Here is a 16,540-nt window from a genome sequence, read left to right on the forward strand (position 1 = left end):
CCCGCCCGCGTCCGTGCCGGCGCCCGATGATGTGCGCCGGCACGGCGATTCCGTGGGGCCCGGGGGATCAGCCCTCGGACTCGGCGACGAGGTCGGTGGCCGACTCGGCCTCGGCCTTCCGGCGCCCGAGGGGGATCGTCGTGAGGAGTCCCACGACGAGCGCGGCGATGCCCACCCATGCGGCCACCGCGACGCCCTGGGTGAGCGCTTCGCGCGCGGCGTCGGCGATCGCGACGGTGGCCGGGTTCTCGGCCAGCTGAGCGATGAGGGCGCCCGCCGAATCGGCGACCCCGTCGACGAGCCGGCCGATCGCAGGATCGGCGGCGATCTCGTCACTGAGCCGCCACTCGGTCCCTGCGCGCAACGTCGTGAAGAGCGCGGTTCCGAGGATGGCGATGCCCAGCGCCGAACCGACCTGACGGGCGGTGGACTGGGTCGACGAGGCCTGACCGGACTTGTCGAGAGGCACGTCGACGAGGATGAGCTGAGTCAGCTGCGCGGTCGCGAAGCCCACGCCCATGCCGTAGAAGAAGAGCGGGACGCCGGTGACCCACGTGGACGAGTCGGGGCGGATGAGCAGCGCCATCACCGCCAGCGACACGATCTCGAGCAGGATGCCGAGCCGCACCATCTGCACCGCCGAGAGACGCTTGGACAGCGAGTGGACCGATCCGCTCGCCACGAACGAGCCCACTGCAAGCGGGAGGAGCGCGAGCCCGGCCTGGAGCGCGTCCATGCCCAGCACGTACTGGAACCACAGCGGGAGCGAAAGGATCAGCCCGAACTCGCCGAGTGAGACGGTGAGCGCGGTGACGTTGCCGTTGCTGAACGTCGGGATGCGGAACAGCGTGACGTCGAGCAGCACCGACCTGCCCGCGGCGACGCGCGATCGCTCGCGCAGGACGAGCGCTCCGAGCACGACGACCGCGAGCGCGAAGAGCACGGGGATGATGCTGAAGCCGCCGAGGCTGACCGGCGCGGTCTCGGACGCCTCCCACCACCCGTAGGACCGGCCCTCGATCAGGGCGAACACGAGCATGCCGAATCCGACGATCGAAGCCGCCGCACCGATCCAGTCGGTGAAGCGCGCGGTGTCGTGTTGGCGGGACTCGGGCACGCAGATCAGCACGCCGATGATGACGAGGATGCCGAACGGCACGTTGATCCAGAACGCCCAGTGCCACGAGAATGCGGTGGTGAGCCACCCGCCGAGGACCGGCCCGACCGCTGCCATCGAGCCGATCGTCGAACCCCAGACGGCGAACGCGATGCCGCGCTCGCTCCCGCGGAAGGTCGCATTCAGCAGCGCGAGCGTGGTGGGCAGGATCATGGAGCCGCCGACTCCCTGTAGCGCGCGGGCGGCGATCAGCCACGTGCCGGTCGGAGCGAAGGCGCAGAGGATGCTCGCCCCGACGAAGAGGAGGAGACCGATGACGAGCAGTCGTCGTCGTCCGATCCGGTCGCTCATCGTGCCCCACACCATCAGGAGCGCGGCGAACACCAGCGTGTAGACCTCCTGAACCCACTGCACCTGTGTGGTGCTGAGGTCGAGCGAGGAGATGATGTCGGGCATCGCCACGGACACGATGGTCGCGTCCATGATGATGAGGGCGACGCCCAGCGAGATGGCGGCGAGGCCCCACCAGCGCAGGCGATCGAAGCGGTCGGTGTCGTGCGTCACGAACGTACAGGATACTCCTTGTTCCCGACACAGTGTCGGCACCTCTCCCAGACGGCGCACACGTCGTCCGCCTCGCGCGCCACGGCCTCCTGCTCGGCCTCACTCAGCGGCGGGAGGCCGACTACCCGGGCGGCTTCGGTTCGCGCTCCCGAAACCTGCAATCGCGCCCGTGCGGCACGAGCGCGGATGCGGGAAACGACAGCGCGAACCCGCGACGGGCAGGCGTACAGACCAGACGGCGGACACAAGAAAAGCTCCGGAGGCCCGGAGCTTTTCTTGTATCACTGTCTCAACACAGTGCGCGCCCGAAGGGACTCGAACCCCTAACCTTCTGATCCGTAGTCAGATGCTCTATCCATTGAGCTACGGGCGCTCGGCCCGCACTCCCGCGCGGGCCAGCGTCCAGAATACCCGACGGCGCGCCAGGGAGCGAATCGAGCGCCGCCGCGCGGAGATCCCGGGCGTGTCCGCCCTCGCGCCGCTGTCAGTGCGCGTCGAGCGCACGCAGCTGGCGTTGCAGTGCGACCCGCCGATAGGACGTGTCGATCAGCTCCGCGAGGAGCGTCCAGTCCCCCGTGTCGGCTGTGGCCCGCAGCGCCAGCCACCCGTACACGCCCTCGTACGGCGGCACGAAAACGTCGTCCCGTTCGAGGAGCGCCGGCCGCTCCGATGGATCGGGGAGGAACACGACGGCGCCCTCGTCGGCGACGCCGACGAGGGCGAACTGACGCTTTCCGGCACGGAAGGTGCAGCGCCCGTGGGAGATCACCTCCGCAGCCTCCGGATACGCCATGCACAGCGCCCGCACCCGCTTGTTCAGCGGATGGTCCGGCGGAAACCACATCGGATGACCCGCTGCGTCGACCTCCATGGCGTCGAGCGTACGCCGGTTCCCCGGCGTCAGGCGTCGAGTTCGCTCACGTCGATCCCGGCCACGCGCGGCGACGGCGTCGCGTCGACAGGGTCACCGTCCGCCCCCTCCTCGGCCTCCGCGGCGCGACGCCGGTGGGCGGCGAGCCGCGGGAGATCCACGAGGCGCAGCGACTGCATGCGAGCAGCCCGCAGCCTCTCGTAATCGGGGTCGAGGTCGGGGCGCATGCCCTCGACATTGAGCCGCCGCTCCAGATTCGCCTCGACATCGCCCCACGCGGCATCCCTCGCCTGCTCGACCAGCGTGCGCACGGCATGCGGATCCTCGGCGATGCGCCGGAGCTCCTTCGCCACTCCGACGTACTGCTTGTAGCGCTTGCGCAGGTTGCGGGTGTCGCGGTCACGGTAGTCGTGCGTGCCGTCGGGATCGGTGAACTTCCCCCAGGCCTTCTTCCGCTGGCGCTTGGCCAGGTCGGCGGCCTCCTCCTGCTCCACGGCGAGCGCGACGAGGGTGTCGTGCGCGAAGGGCGCGACGCGCGCGAGGTCGAACGCCTCGTCGTGGGCGATCGTCTCGACGAGGATGTGGTTGCGCACCGCCAGCCGCGCCGCGGCGCACGCGATCGACACGCCTTCGGCGATCGCCTCCGCAGTCTTGCCCATCACTCCTCCTCCATCGAGGCTAGCGTTCACGGGCGCTCCGCGAGTCCGCGAGAATCGATGAGCACGGTCGATGGAGACGAGAGGGATGACATGGCGCGGATGCAGCGGCTCGAGGTGCGCGGCAGGACGACGGTGATCACCGGCGCGGCGAGCGGCATGGGTGCCGAGGTCGCCCTCGAGCTCGCGCGGCGCGGGGCGAGGCTCGCCCTCGTCGATCGCAACGCCGAAGGCCTCGAGGCGACGCTCGCGCGACTCACCGGAACGGGCCATACCGTGCACGTGGTCGACCTGACCGACGATGAGGCGGTGTTCTCGCTCGCGGCGGCGGTCGAGGCATCCCACCCGCATGTTCAGGCGGTGATCACGTGCGCCGGGTCGTCCATGCTCGGCGACATCGATCAGCTCACGATGGACGAGATGCGCTGGCTCGTGGACGTGAACCTCTGGGGCACCGTCAACATCACCAAGGCGCTGCTGCCCGCGCTTCGCCGCGAGCCCGCCGCGCACATCACCCACCTCGTGAGCATCTACGGGCTCGCCGCCCCCGCGGGCCGCATCCCGTACGCGATGAGCAAGTTCGCCGTGCGCGGGTTCACCGAGGCACTGCGGCACGAGCTCGAGCGCACGAACGTGAGCGTGGGCGCCATCTACCCGGCGGGGGTCAAGACCGGCATCATCGGCCGCGGACGCTTCGCGGCCGCCATCGACCCGGCCGTAGCGGAGCGCGCCGCCGCCGCACAGGCCGCGATGTACCACACCGAGCCCGAAGACGCCGCGGCGCGCATCGTGGAGGCCACGGTGCGGCGGCGGGCGCGCGTCATGATCGGGCGCGAGGCCCGCCTCGTCGATGTGCTGACCCGCCTGACCCCCACGGGCTACTGGGCGCCGATGCGCCGTCCGCTGCGCGAGGCGACCGACACCACGACGCCGGTGCGCTGATCAGACCGGCTTCGTGTACTGCGCCCGCCCGAAGCCGAGGATGAAGTAGCCGATGAAGGCGAACAGCCACAGCAGGAAGAACGACCAGGCGCCGCCCTTGCCGAAGCCCTTGCCCACGCGCACGGCGACGACGATCGACCACACGATGTTCACGATCGGAATCAGGTACAGCAGGGTCAGCCACGCCGAGTAGCCGGCGATCTTCACGAGGATGACGATGTTCACGATCGGGATGATGGCCAGGATGCCGGGGTACCCGGCCTTGCTGAACACCTTCCAGAGCGCGACGGCGACGAGGATGTACCAGATGAGTCCGAAGATGCCGGTGCCGCCCCAGAGGCTGGTCAGGTCGGCGGTGTCGGTCACTGCGTTGGCGAGGGTCATGCGCCTCAGCATAGGGCGGCATGCGCGCGCCGATGCGTATCAATCACGCGCTCTGCGCGCAAGCCCCCAGGCGCTTCCCGGCCGTGCGCCTAGCGTTGAGGGAAGCAGGGCGCGGTACTCGTCGGGGGGTCGCGCCGCTTTCGGGAACTGCGACGCGGGGAGGTGCCGACCGGGGGGCCGGCACCTCCCTCATCTCGTCTCAGGCGCGCCGATTCAGCCGATCGCCGCGATGCGCCAGGATGCCTCGGCGGCGGCGCCCGGTTCGAGCACGATGAGGCCCGCGTCGTACGCGTAGTTCGGCGCGTTGAAGGCGTCAGGGGCGCAGGTCATCGGCTCGACCGCCAGTCCCAGCCGACTCAGCGCGGCGTCGGGCTTGTCGGCGGTGTGGACCTGCACCCACGGGCACGCGTCATCCCACGCCATCTCGACACCGGCACCGGAGTCGTCGGTCACCCGGACCGTCGCGATGCCGTGCTCGTCTCTGGCCAGGCCCGTGTACGCATGGTCGATCTCGACCGCGCCGATACGGCGCGCCGAGCGGAAGTCGAAGCGCTCGGGCTCGTCGGCATCGACCGCGACGAGGTCTGTCGGAATGAGCCGGTCGGGCGTGACCGCCAGCACTTCGGCCGCCGGGAGCTCGAGGGTCCACTCGTCGACGGGTCCTTCGCCGGCGACGAGGTACGGGTGCGGCCCGGTTCCCCACGGCGCGGGCTCGCTGCTGTCGTTGCGGGCGGTCACGGTCTGCGTCAGTCCGTCGGGGCCGAGCGAGAACGTCGTGGTGACGATGACGCGCCAGGGGTACGCCGTCTGCGGCTGCACGACGGCGGCGAGGGTGACATGGTCGGGGCCCTTGTCGATCGCCTCGAAGTCCAGCCACGCGACGAGGCCGTGCAGCGCGTGCGAGCGCGCGGGCTCGGTGAGGGCGAGCTGGTGCTCGGCGCCGCCGAAGGTGTATCGGCCGTCGACCACGCGGTTCGGCCAGGGAGCGAGGGTCGCCCCGCGGTACGAGGGGCGCACCTCGTCGGCGTCGAACGGCACGACGAGGTCGCGGCCGATGTACGTGAGCGAGCGGAGCGTCGCTCCGACGCTGGCGATGACCGCCTCGTAGTCGCCCGCGCGGAGAGCGTGCTGGATGCCGGACGAGGGAGTGCGTGCCATGGGTCGAGGTCCTCAGATGATGTGGGGGAGAGTTCCAGTATCCCGCGACGGAGCGAGGGCCCGCGACCGGCGTCGCGGGCCCTCGCCGTCGGGTTACTGGCAGGTGGCGGCCGCGACCGTCACCGCGGCGGAGTAGGTGAGGCCACCGGAGGCCCCGCCCGTGATCGTCACGTCGTGCGAGGCGATCGACGCCGCACGGGTCGTGAACGAGGCCGACGCGGTCTTGCCGGCGGCGACCGTGACGGTCTTGCTGCCGTAGGTACCCGCGATCGCGACCGTCGCCGCGACGTCGTCGGCGTTCGTCACGCTGACGATCTCGGTGATCTTGCCCGCGATGCAGCGCGTCGACGCCGTCGCGGACAACTGGAGGCCGAGCGACACCGCCGACGACGTCGACGGGCTCACGAGCCCGTCGGAGTAGCCGTCGTAGTGCGCCGTGACCGAGCCGACACCCGCCGGGACCGTCACGGATGCGGAGCCGTCCTCGAGGTCGACCGTCTCGGTCCACGATCCGCCCGAGAAGGTGACCGTGCCGACGACGTCGCCGCCGTCCTCTGCGGCCACCTCGGCGGTGACGGTGCGGTCCTCGGCCGTCAGCGTCGTGGTCGAGGGCACGGCCTCGACCTCCGTCCAAGCGTGCATGGCCTCGAGCACCGACTGCGTGACGCTCACGAACGCGCCGTGACGCGGGCTCGCCGGCAGACCGCCGACGGGGCGCACGGCCCAGTCGGCGCGCTGCGACAGACGGTCCGACTGCTGGCTCGAGGCTATGGCCCGCTCGTTCGTGACGAACGCGCGGTAGCCGCCCGATCCGTAGTTGTCGACGAGGAACACGTAGCCGTCGCCCTGTGCGTTGTTGTTCGGATCTCCGGCGTTGAGCTTGACGACCTCTGGACCCTCGCCTGCCTGGCCCGTCTCGAGGCTCGTCATGCGCGTGTCGGTGAGCTGCCACGTCGTGTTCGGGTCGGCCGTCCAGCTGGACTGCGTCGTGGGCGCCGTCAGCACCTTCGAACGCTCCATGAAGATGTCCTTGCCCGCCTCGAGGATGCCGGCGGCGCCGCCCTCCTCGTTCTTGGTGAACCGGTAGTAGTAGTCGCCGATCTTCGTCACGGTCGAGTCGATGCGCGCGTACCCGGTGTCCTGCCACGTGGCCGGCGGGTACGTGAACGTCTGGAAGTCCCGTGTGAGCACGTAGAACATGCGGGCGTAGAGCTTGTCGCTGTTCGTGTGGGAGGCGTCGGAGTACAGGCGCGAGGCGAAGAACACCACGTACGACTGCAGCTCGTCGTCCCAGTACGCCTCGGGCGCCCACGTCATGCCGGCGGCCGGCTGGTTGACGGTGATGCCGGTGTTCTCGCCGTTCGTGCGATCCCAGTGCACGAGGTCGGTCGACTCCCAGACCTCGATCTTCAGGCTCCCGTTCGACTGCGCAGGACCCCAGCCGGTGCCGCAGCTGATGCAGAGGTCCGTCGCGACCATGTAGTACTTGTCGCCGTCCTTCGAACGGAGGATGTACGGGTCGCGCAGGCCCCTGGTGTCAGCCGTGGAGGTGATCACCGGGTTGCCGCCGTTGACCGGCGAGAAGGTGAAGAAGTCGTTGCCCGACGTCGCCGCCTGGTAGATCTTCTCGTCGCCGTCGGACTTGAAGTACGCCGATGCGTAGCCGGCGTCCGGCGCCCAGCGGCCCTTCTCGGCGATCGTCACATCGAACGAGCGCTCCTCGGTCTGACCGTTGAGCGTCGCGTGCGCGGTGAGCGTCACCTCGACATCGCCCTCGCCGTAGGCGGGACGCGTCACGAGTCCGCCGCCCCGGAACGGGTCGGCCGCACCGGCGGCAGGCGCCTGGTACGCGGCATCCGTCCCCGTCACGATGGCGGGATTCGACGACGTCCACGTGATCGCGGCGCCGTTGACCGCGCCCTTCGTGGCGAGCGGCAGGTGCTCGGTCGAGCGGTCGGCCAGCGTGATGGCGTCGAGATCGGCCGAGATACTCGGGGCGAGCACGGTCGCGTCGAACGTGAGAGTGCTGCCGAGCGACGTCGTCGCCGTGAGCGTGACAGGCGTGTCGTCGACGATCGACCGCGAGACGACGCCCGTGGTCGAGATGACGGCGGGGTTCGACGACGACCACGTGAGAGCGACGCCGTTGACGGACGCACCGAGGGTGAGGTTGCTCGACACCTGGTCGAGCGACGGGTTCGACCCCAGCATGTTCGCCAGCACGTCGCCGCGCAGCAGGGCCGCAGTCGCGGCCGTCTTGTCGGCGGCGCTCGGCATGCTGCTCGTGACCTCGTCGGCAGTGAGCGCGACGTCCCAGAACTTCACGTCCGAGACATCGGCCCGCAGCAGCGAGTCGCCCTGGTACAGCGAGCGGCCGAGGTAGCCGAGCACGTTTCCGCTCGGGATGATCGAGCTCAGCGAGCGGGTGTGGGTCAGCGTCGAGATGACGGCGCCGTCCCGGTAGAGCGTGATAGTGCTGCCCGATCCGACCATGGTGAGTGTCGTGAACCCGGCGTTCAGCCCGCCACCGGCCGGCATGCGGTTCTCGCCGTTGTTGCCGTCGGTCTTCACCCGGATCGCCGCGAGCACCTGGTTGGTGTATCCGCTCTGCGACGAGCGCGGGCTCAGGAAGATGTGGTTGCCGAGCTGGGTCGTGTTCCAGGGCCCCACGCCGTCGCCGATGACCCAGCCGAAGCTGTTCGCCGCGGTCTGCGTCGACACGGTGTACTCGACCGTGAAGTCGTTGTCGGTGCCCGTCACCAATCCCTTGGGCAGCGATGCGTACCCGTCGGCGCGGAACCGCAGCACATCATCGGAGCCCGCGGCCTCGAACGACGCGTCCGTCAGCCCCGACAGCGTCGCGTGACGGCCGTTGCCCGAGACGTCGAGCAGCGATGCGCCCGAGTGGGACATGTCGTAGTGCGCGCTCGGCGCCGGGACGTCTGCGGCGTTGGCGGCCAGCGGGGCGGTGAGCCCCATGACAGACACCGCGAGGACCGCGGCGACGGATGCCGCGACCCCGCGGCGCAGGGAGCGCCGGCGCGGTGCGCGAGTGGACGGTGTCGGTTGTGGTCTCATCGGTGAGGCCCCCTCGGGTCGGGTGGTGGTGGCTGCTCAGAAGCCCTGAGCGAGCCGGTAGTAGGCCTGGTTCCACCGCAGCTCGCGCTGGAACCCGCGGACGGTGGTGTCATCGTCGATCACGACGAGTTCGGTCTTGGCGATGTCGGCGAAGTCGCGGAACACATCGATGCCGACGGCGGTCGTCATGACGGTGTGATGCGCGGCGCCGGCGGCGAGCCAGCAGGCGGCGCTGGTGGCGAAGTCGGGAGCGGGCTCCCACACGGCGCGGCCGACCGGCAGCTTGGGCAGGTCGGGCGCATCCACGTTCTGCACGACGTTCGCCACGAGACGGAAGCGATCGCGCATGTCGCTCATCGCGACGACGAGGGCAGGGCCGGGGTCCGCCGTGAAGACCAGGCGCACCGGGTCGTCCTTGCCGCCGATGCCGAGCTCGTGCACCTCGAGGCGGGGCTTGGTGGTCGTCAGCGCCGGCGAGACCTCGAGCATGTGGGCGCCGAGGATGCGCTCGGAGCCGGGCACGAGGTCGTACGTGTAGTCCTCCATGAGCGACGCGCCGCCGGGAAGGCCTGCGCCCATGACGTTGGCGACGCGCACGAGGATCGCCGTCTTCCAGTCGCCCTCGGCGCCGAAGCCGTACCCCTCCGCCATCAGTCGCTGCACTGCGAGACCGGGCAGCTGCTTCAGCGCGCCGAGGTCTTCGAACGACGTGGTGAAGGCGCCGAAGCAGCCCTCCTCGAGGAACGAGCGCAGACCCAGCTCGATCGCGGCGCCGTCGCGCAGCGACTGGTGGCGCGCGGCGCCCGGGCGGAGCTCGTCGGCCACGTCGTACGAGTCGAGGTACACCTGCACGAGCGCGTCGATGTCGGGGGCGCTCGCGGCCTCGACGGCCTCGACCAGTTCGTTGACGCCCCACGTGTTGACCTGCACGCCGAAGCGGATCTCGGCCTCGGTCTTATCGCCCTCGGTGACGGCGACGTAGCGCATGTTGTCGCCGAAGCGCGCGAGCTTCAGCGTGCGCACCGCGGCCCAGCCCGCGGCGGCGCGCTGCCAGTCCTCGACCTGCTGGACCACGGCCGGGTTCGACACGTGGCCGACGACGGTCTTGCGGGCCACGCCGAGGCGCGTCTGGATGTACCCGAACTCGCGGTCGCCGTGCGCGGCCTGGTTGAGGTTCATGAAGTCGAAGTCGATGTCGCCCCACGGCAGCTCGACGTTGGCCTGCGTGTGCAGGTGCAGCAGCGGCTTCTGCAGCGCGTCGAGGCCCGAGATCCACATCTTCGCGGGGCTGAACGTGTGCATCCAGGCGATCACGCCGATGACGTCCTCGCGACCGTTGACCTCGAGCGCCAGGCGGCGGATCGAGTCGGAGTCCTTCAAGACCGGCTTCCACACGACCTTGACCGGCAGCCCGCCGAGTCCATCGGCAACGGCCTGCGACTGCTCCGCCACCTGACGCAGCGTCTCCTCGCCGTAGAGGGTCTGGCTGCCTGTGACGAACCAGACCTCGTACGAATCGAGGCTGGTGGCGAGAGGCTGACGGGTCATGGGGAGTCCTTCTGGGTCTTTCGAGGTGGGGGGAGGTGGGGTCAGAGGGCCGGAACGGCGGCTCGCTCGACGGCGAGCCCGGCGCGATAGCGCGAGAGGTAGGCGGCGAACCCGGGGACGTCCTCGGGGTCGGGCTCGACGACGTCGAACTCCGCATCGGCGAACACGCGGTCCCGCAGGTAGGCATCGAGGGGGAGATCGGATGCCTCGGCGAGGTAGGCCGCGAGGACCGCGATGCCCCACGCGCCGCCCTCGGACGCCGTCTCGGCCACGGCTACGGGGGCGTCCAGTGCACCCGCGAGGAACCGCTGGGCGACGCCCGCGGTGCGGAACATGCCGCCGTGCGCGAACATGCGGTCGAGGGCGACGCCCTCACCGTCGAGCACGCGCATGCCGAGCGCGAGCGTGCCGAAGACGCCGTAGATCTGGGCGCGCATGAAGTTCGCGAGCGTCAGACGGCTCTCGGGCGTGCGCACGAACAGCGGGCGGCCCTCCGCAAGGTCCGCGATCGGCTCGCCGGCGAGATGGTTGTAGGCGAGCAGGCCGCCCGCGTCCGGCTCGCCGTCGAGCGCCTCGCGGAAGAGCGCCTCGAAGACGTCGTCTGCGTGGAGCTGTCCGCCGCTGACGGTGGCGAACCGGTCGAAGAGACCCACCCACGCCGCGAGCTCGCTCGCCCCGTTGTTGCAGTGGACCATCGCCACCGGATCACCGGCCGGGGTCGTCACGACGTCGAGCTCGTGGTGCACCCGCTCGAGCGGCCGCTCGAGCACGACCATCGCGAAGATGCTCGTGCCGGCGCTCACGTTGCCGGTGCGGGGCGCGACGGAGTTCGTGGCGACCATGCCGGTGCCGGCGTCGCCCTCCGGCGGGCACAGCGGGATTCCCGGCTTCAGAGCGCCACTCGGATCGAGCAGGGCCGCGCCTTCGGCCGTGAGCTCGCCGGCCGGCCCTCCGGCGACGACGACCTCGGGAAGGAGAGCGGCGACCTCGAGCCCGTACGCGCGCTCGGAGATGAGACGGTCGAACTTCCCCAGCATGCCGGTGTCGTAGTCACGCGTCTCTGCGTCGATCGGGAACATGCCCGACGCGTCGCCGATGCCGAGCACCCTGCGCCCGGTGAGCTTCCAGTGCACGTAGCCGGCGAGCGTGGTGAAGAAGTCGACGTCGGCGACGTGCGGCTCTTCGTCGAGCACGGCCTGGTAGAGGTGCGCGATCGACCACCGGAGAGGGATGTTCACGCCGAACAGCTCGGAGAGCACCGCCGCCGAGCGATCGGTGTTGGTGTTGCGCCAGGTGCGGAACTCGGTGAGCAGCTCGCCATCGGAATCGAACGCGAGGTAGCCGTGCATCATGGCCGAGACGCCGAGTGCGCCCACGGTCTCGAGTGCGACGTCGTAGCGGTCGCGGACGTCCGCGACGAGGTCGGCGTAGGCGGCCTGCAGGCCGGTCCACACGTCGTCGATCGCGTAGGTCCACAGGCGGTCGACGAACCGGTTCTCCCACGCGTGACTGCCCACGGCGAGCACGGTTGCCGGATCGTCCGCGAGCACGAGGCAGGCCTTGATGCGCGTGGAACCGAGCTCGATGCCGAGCGCGGTGCGGCCGTCGATGATCGCCTGCGCCACGGTCGCCGGGTCGGCCGTCCGCGAGGCGGATGAACCTGGATCTTCCGGAGTCATGCCTGGTCCTCCGCGTCGCGACGCTCGTCGCTCGTCTGCCCGTACACGTTCTGGTACCGGTCGTACAGACGGTCGATGGCCTCCTGCGGAATCGGGATCAACGGTCCGGCCTCGCGCGCGTAGTGCACGGTGCGCGCGACGTCCTCGACCATGACCGCGGCCTTCACCGCGTCCTTCGCCGAGACGCCGATGGTGAAGGGACCGTGGTTCTGCATCAGCACCGCGCGGGAGCGGTGGCCCGTCAGGGTCTCGACGATGCCGCGCCCGATCGAGTCGTCGCCGATGATCGCGAACGGTCCGACCGGGATCGGCCCGCCGAACTCATCGGCCATCGCGGTGATCACGCACGGGATCTCCTCGCCGCGCGCGGCCCACGCGACGGCGAACGTGGAGTGGGTGTGCACCACTCCACCGACCTCGGGCATGTGGCGGTACACGTACGCGTGGGCGGCGGTGTCGCTCGACGGGCTGCGGTCGCTGCCGGGCGTGCCCGGCACGACGTTGCCGTCGAGATCGCACAGGATCATGTTCTCGGGCGTCAGGTCGTCGTACGACACCCCCGAGGGCTTGATCACGAACAGGTCGGCGCCGGGCACGCGGCCCGAGACGTTCCCGCCCGTCCAGACGATGAGGTCGTACCGCACCAGCTCGGCGTGCAGCGTCGCCACGTCGGCACGCACCGCGTCGATCGCGGCCTGGAGCCCGGCATCCATCAACTCGCCCTCCGCCTCGTCAGCACGCGCTGCAGGAGGACGAACACCAGCAGGACGCCGCCGGTGATGATCGTCAGGTATTCGGGGTTGATCGTGCCGTCCTTCGTGATGATGAGGCGCATGGCCGCGATCACGAACACACCGACGACCGAGCCAAGGATGTAGCCGTACCCGCCGGTGAGCAGCGTGCCGCCGATGACGACCGCGGCGATCGCGTCGAGCTCCCAGCCGATGCCGGTGACGTTCTGAGCCTTGCCGCCGACCTCGGCGGTGTAGACGACCGCGGCGAGCCCTGACAGCGCGCCGGAGATGATGTAGATCCCCACACGGGTCTTCGCCACGGGCAGGCCCATCAGTCCGGCCGAGCCTTCGTTGCCGCCGATCGCGTACACGGTGCGGCCGCTGCGGCTGCGGTGCAGGTAGAACATGCCGCCGAGCACGACGAGCACCGCGATGATGAGGCCCGGAGTGACGGTCAGGTCGTTGACCTTGGGCCCGTCGTAGAGCTTCCAGTCGGTCGCGAGCAGGTGGATCGGCGAGTCCTCCGGCGCCTGCACGGGCGTCGTCGAGAGGATCGACGCCAATCCGCGGGCGAGGAACATCATCGCGAGCGTGGCGATGAACGGCTGCACGTTGAAGTACTGGATCATGACGCCCGCGAGCGCACCGAACAGCGCACCGAAGAGGATCATGAGCAGCATCGAGGCCCAGCCGTTGATCCCGATGTTCATCAGCATCACACCCGCCACCGAGCTGAACGCGACGACCGCGCCGACCGAGAGGTCGATGCCGGCCGAGACGATGACGATCGTCATGCCCACGGCGAGGATGATCGTCGGCGCGAAGCTGATCAGCAGGCTCGACATCGTGCCGGCGTGGAACACGCGACCGTACGCGACCTCGGCGTAGATGAGCATGCCGAACAGCAGGACGAGCGCGGCCAGCGTGGGGATCAGCGTCTGATTGCGCTCCCACAGCCGCGCCATGCGACCACGGCGCGCAGCGCGCTTGCCCTCGGGAAGGTCGGGAACCGGGGGGATTGCTTCGACGAGCGTGCCTGAGGCGCTCATGCGACGGCCTCCTTCGAGACGGATGCGGTCTGCTCCACGGTCGGCGCGGGTCCGCTGGGCGGGGTGCCCGGCGACTTCCGTCGCACGAGCGCCCACGAGCGCACGCGCTCGGACTGGAGCAGCACGAGGACGATGATGACGATGGCCTTGAACGCCGGCGTCGCCGCAGCGGGGATGCCGAGGAACAGCACGGTCTTGTTCAGGGTCGCGATGAGGAGCGCTCCGACCGTGGAGCCCACGATCGAGAACTTGCCGCCGGCGAGCGACGTGCCGCCGATGACCACCGCGAGGATGGCGTCGAGCTCCATCAGGTTGCCCGTGCCGCCGACGCTCACCGTCATCACTTCCGAGACGCTGAAGAGACCCCCGACCGCGGCGAGCGCGGCGGAGAGGATGTAGACGCCGAACAGGATCGGACGGGGACGGATGCCGGCGAGCCGGCTCGCGTGCGGGTTGATGCCGATCGACTCGATCATGAGGCCGAGCGCCGTGCGCCGCATGGCCAGGGCGATGAGCACGACGATCGCGATCGCGAGCACGAAGCTGGTCGGGATCCCGAAGATCTGCCCGTTCGCGAGGAGGCGGAACGGCTCGTTCGTGGCGTTGGTGTTCTGGCCCCCGGTGATGACGCGCGCGATGCCGCGCGCAGCGAGCATCATGATGAGCGTCGTGATGAAGGGCTGCAGCCCGATGACCGACACGAGGAAGCCGTTGATGGCACCGAGCACGATCGCGAGCGCGAGCGCGAGCCCGACCGCGGTCAGCATGGCCCCGATGGGGGACGACCCGTTGAGGCTCGAGAGCGTCTCCATCGCGACCGCGCCGCCGACGGCCATCATCGAGCCGACGGAGAGGTCGATGCCTCCCGTGGCGATGACGAACGTCATGCCCAGCGCGATCATGATGATCGGCGCCGAGACGCGCAGGATGTCGAGGACGTTGCCCGTGAGCATCCCCGTCGTCGGGTTGACACTGACGGCGAGGTACGCGGGGTTCTTGAGCGTGTTGATGAGGAGCAGCAGCGCGATGCCGACGATGGCCCAGAACCAGGGCGTGCGCAGTGCGATTCTGACGCGGTTCATGACGCGCTCCCTTCCTGGTCGGCGGATGCTTCGCCGGTGGCGACCTCTTCCGAGAGGGCGTCGGCGGTCTTCCCGGCCTGCTCACCCGTCTCGCTGGCGATGACGGAGACGATGCTCTCGGCGGTGACCTCCGGGCCGTTGACGACCTCGCCCACCTTCTGGTGGTCCTTGAGGATGACGATCCGCTCGGAGAGCCGCACGACCTCCTCGAGCTCGGACGAGACGAAGACGACGCTCATGCCGCCCTCGGCGAGCTCGGCGACGGTCTCCTGGATGTCGGCCTTCGCGCCGACGTCGATGCCGCGGGTCGGCTCGTCCAGCAGGAGAAGGTCGGGGTTGGTGGCGAGCCACCGGCCGAGCAGCACCTTCTGCTGGTTGCCGCCGGAGAGGAGGCGGATCGGACGGTCCGGGTCGTTCGGCCGCACGCTGAAGCGCTCCATGTAGGTCTTGACCAGCTGGTCGACCTCACGGGCCGGAACGCGACGGAACCACCCGCGTCGCGCCTGGACGGCGAGCATGATGTTCTCGCGGACGCTCAGGTCGCCGACGATGCCGTCATCACGGCGGCTCTCGGTCGAGTACGCGATGCCGTGGGCGAGCCCGGCGACGGGCGAGTTCAGCGAGACCTTCTTGCCACGGAGCCGGATCGTGCCCGTGTCGGACTTGTCGGCGCCGGCGATGAGGCGGGCGAGCTCGGTGCGGCCGGCTCCGAGGAGGCCGGCGAAGCCGACGACCTCCCCCGCGTGGATGTCGATGTCGGTGGGTTCGATCGCGCCCTTGCGGCCGAGGTCTTCGGCGGCGAAGAGCGGCGTGACGCTGCGGTCGCGCTGCTGAGTCTGTCGGTTGGATCCGAGGGCCTTGAGCGACTCGAAGTCCTTGCCGATCATGTTCGAGATGAGCTGCGTGCGGTCGAGGTCGCGCTTGAGGTACTCGCCGACGAAGGCGCCGTTGCGCAGCACCGTGATGCGGTCGCTGATCGCGTAGACCTGGTCGAGGAAGTGAGAGACGAAGAGGATCGCGACGCCCTGGTCGCGAAGACGGCGCATGACGTCGAAGAGCACCTCGACCTCGTTCGCGTCCAGGCTCGAGGTGGGCTCATCGAGGATGAGCACCTTCGAGTCGGTGACCATCGCGCGGCTGATCGCGACGAGCTGCTGGAGCGCGATGGAGATCGACGACAGCGGCGCGCGGGGGTCGAGGTCGCCGAGACCCATGCGGGCGAGCGCCTCGCTGGCCTTGGCGTGGGTCTTGCGCCAGTTGATCCCGGTCCAGTCTCGGACTTCGTGTCCGAGCATCACGTTCTCACCGATGGTGAGGTTCGTGCAGAGGTTGACTTCCTGATAGACGGTGGAGATCCCCGCAGCCTGCGCGGACGCGGTCCCGTTGAAGTGCCGCACCTGTCCGGCCACGACGATCTCGCCGGAGTCGATCTGGTAGACGCCGGTGAGCGCCTTGATCAGGGTGGACTTCCCGGCGCCGTTCTCACCCATCAGGGTGTGCACTTCTCCGGGAAGCAGTCGGAAGCTGACGTCGTCGAGTGCCTTGACTCCCGGGAAGGTGATGGAGGCGCCCCGGACCTCGACGATGGCAATCGGTTCAATCATGGCTGCGTGGATCCTTTGCTGCAGAGCGAGGGTTCTGGTGGAAACGAGCACGAGCGGGGGCCGCCGGAACGGCG

At 69.6% G+C, this 16,540-nt stretch carries 13 protein-coding genes and 1 tRNA gene; 1 reads left to right on the forward strand and 13 read right to left on the reverse strand.

Going from position 1 to position 16,540, the window contains the following annotated elements:
- Nucleotides 1-67 precede the first annotated feature (67 nt).
- The 4 genes from MK786_RS10430 to MK786_RS10445 form a co-directional block, all read right to left on the reverse strand.
- Nucleotides 68-1,681: an MFS transporter gene (locus tag MK786_RS10430; RefSeq protein WP_241112168.1), complete on the reverse strand. Its 1,614-nt coding sequence runs from the start codon at nucleotides 1,679-1,681 to the stop codon at nucleotides 68-70.
- Between the two features lie 300 nt (nucleotides 1,682-1,981).
- Nucleotides 1,982-2,054 (reverse strand) — tRNA-Arg (locus MK786_RS10435).
- A gap of 111 nt (nucleotides 2,055-2,165) precedes the next feature.
- Nucleotides 2,166-2,552, reverse strand: coding sequence for an MmcQ/YjbR family DNA-binding protein (locus tag MK786_RS10440; RefSeq protein ID WP_241112169.1), 387 nt, complete (start codon nucleotides 2,550-2,552; stop codon nucleotides 2,166-2,168).
- A 29-nt stretch (nucleotides 2,553-2,581) separates the two neighbouring features.
- Nucleotides 2,582-3,211 carry an asparagine synthase gene (locus MK786_RS10445; protein ID WP_241112170.1) on the reverse strand — a complete coding sequence of 210 codons (630 nt, stop codon included), beginning with the start codon at nucleotides 3,209-3,211 and terminating at the stop codon, nucleotides 2,582-2,584.
- Nucleotides 3,212-3,268: 57 nt separating this feature from the next.
- Between MK786_RS10445 and MK786_RS10450 the strand changes: the two genes are divergently transcribed.
- On the forward strand, nucleotides 3,269-4,150 hold the full coding sequence (locus MK786_RS10450) for an SDR family oxidoreductase (RefSeq protein ID WP_241112171.1): 882 nt from the start codon (nucleotides 3,269-3,271) through the stop codon (nucleotides 4,148-4,150).
- Here the strand turns inward: MK786_RS10450 and MK786_RS10455 are convergent, their stop codons facing one another.
- The 9 genes from MK786_RS10455 to MK786_RS10495 all read right to left on the reverse strand — a co-directional run bounded on the left by MK786_RS10455 (nucleotide 4,151) and on the right by MK786_RS10495 (nucleotide 16,466).
- Nucleotides 4,151-4,534, reverse strand: a complete 384-nt coding sequence (locus MK786_RS10455; RefSeq protein ID WP_241112172.1) for a DUF5684 domain-containing protein — start codon at nucleotides 4,532-4,534, stop codon at nucleotides 4,151-4,153.
- A 213-nt stretch (nucleotides 4,535-4,747) separates the two neighbouring features.
- A complete protein-coding gene (locus tag MK786_RS10460) occupies nucleotides 4,748-5,692 on the reverse strand; it encodes an aldose 1-epimerase family protein (RefSeq protein ID WP_241112173.1) in 945 nt (314 codons plus the stop codon).
- A gap of 93 nt (nucleotides 5,693-5,785) precedes the next feature.
- A complete protein-coding gene (locus MK786_RS10465) occupies nucleotides 5,786-8,770 on the reverse strand; it encodes an immunoglobulin-like domain-containing protein (protein WP_241112174.1) in 2,985 nt (994 codons plus the stop codon).
- A 36-nt stretch (nucleotides 8,771-8,806) separates the two neighbouring features.
- Nucleotides 8,807-10,318, reverse strand: coding sequence for an L-arabinose isomerase (gene araA, locus MK786_RS10470; RefSeq protein WP_241112175.1), 1,512 nt, complete (start codon nucleotides 10,316-10,318; stop codon nucleotides 8,807-8,809).
- A gap of 41 nt (nucleotides 10,319-10,359) precedes the next feature.
- Nucleotides 10,360-11,997, reverse strand: a complete 1,638-nt coding sequence (locus tag MK786_RS10475) for a xylulokinase (RefSeq protein WP_241112176.1) — start codon at nucleotides 11,995-11,997, stop codon at nucleotides 10,360-10,362.
- The gene (locus MK786_RS10480) at nucleotides 11,994-12,710 is read right to left on the reverse strand and encodes an L-ribulose-5-phosphate 4-epimerase (protein WP_241112177.1); all 717 of its coding nucleotides are present in this window, start codon (nucleotides 12,708-12,710) and stop codon (nucleotides 11,994-11,996) included. The genes MK786_RS10475 and MK786_RS10480 overlap by 4 nt, the downstream gene beginning before the upstream one ends.
- On the reverse strand, nucleotides 12,710-13,780 hold the full coding sequence (locus MK786_RS10485; RefSeq protein WP_241112178.1) for a sugar ABC transporter permease: 1,071 nt from the start codon (nucleotides 13,778-13,780) through the stop codon (nucleotides 12,710-12,712). Before MK786_RS10485 ends, MK786_RS10480 begins: the two co-directional genes overlap by 1 nt.
- Nucleotides 13,777-14,862, reverse strand: coding sequence for an ABC transporter permease (locus MK786_RS10490; RefSeq protein ID WP_241112179.1), 1,086 nt, complete (start codon nucleotides 14,860-14,862; stop codon nucleotides 13,777-13,779). The genes MK786_RS10485 and MK786_RS10490 overlap by 4 nt, the downstream gene beginning before the upstream one ends.
- A complete protein-coding gene (locus MK786_RS10495) occupies nucleotides 14,859-16,466 on the reverse strand; it encodes a sugar ABC transporter ATP-binding protein (RefSeq protein ID WP_241112180.1) in 1,608 nt (535 codons plus the stop codon). Before MK786_RS10495 ends, MK786_RS10490 begins: the two co-directional genes overlap by 4 nt.
- Nucleotides 16,467-16,540 lie beyond the last annotated feature (74 nt).

It is taken from the genome of Microbacterium sp. CFH 31415 (genome assembly GCF_022538185.1).
Taxonomy (GTDB): Bacteria; Actinomycetota; Actinomycetes; order Actinomycetales; family Microbacteriaceae; genus Microbacterium.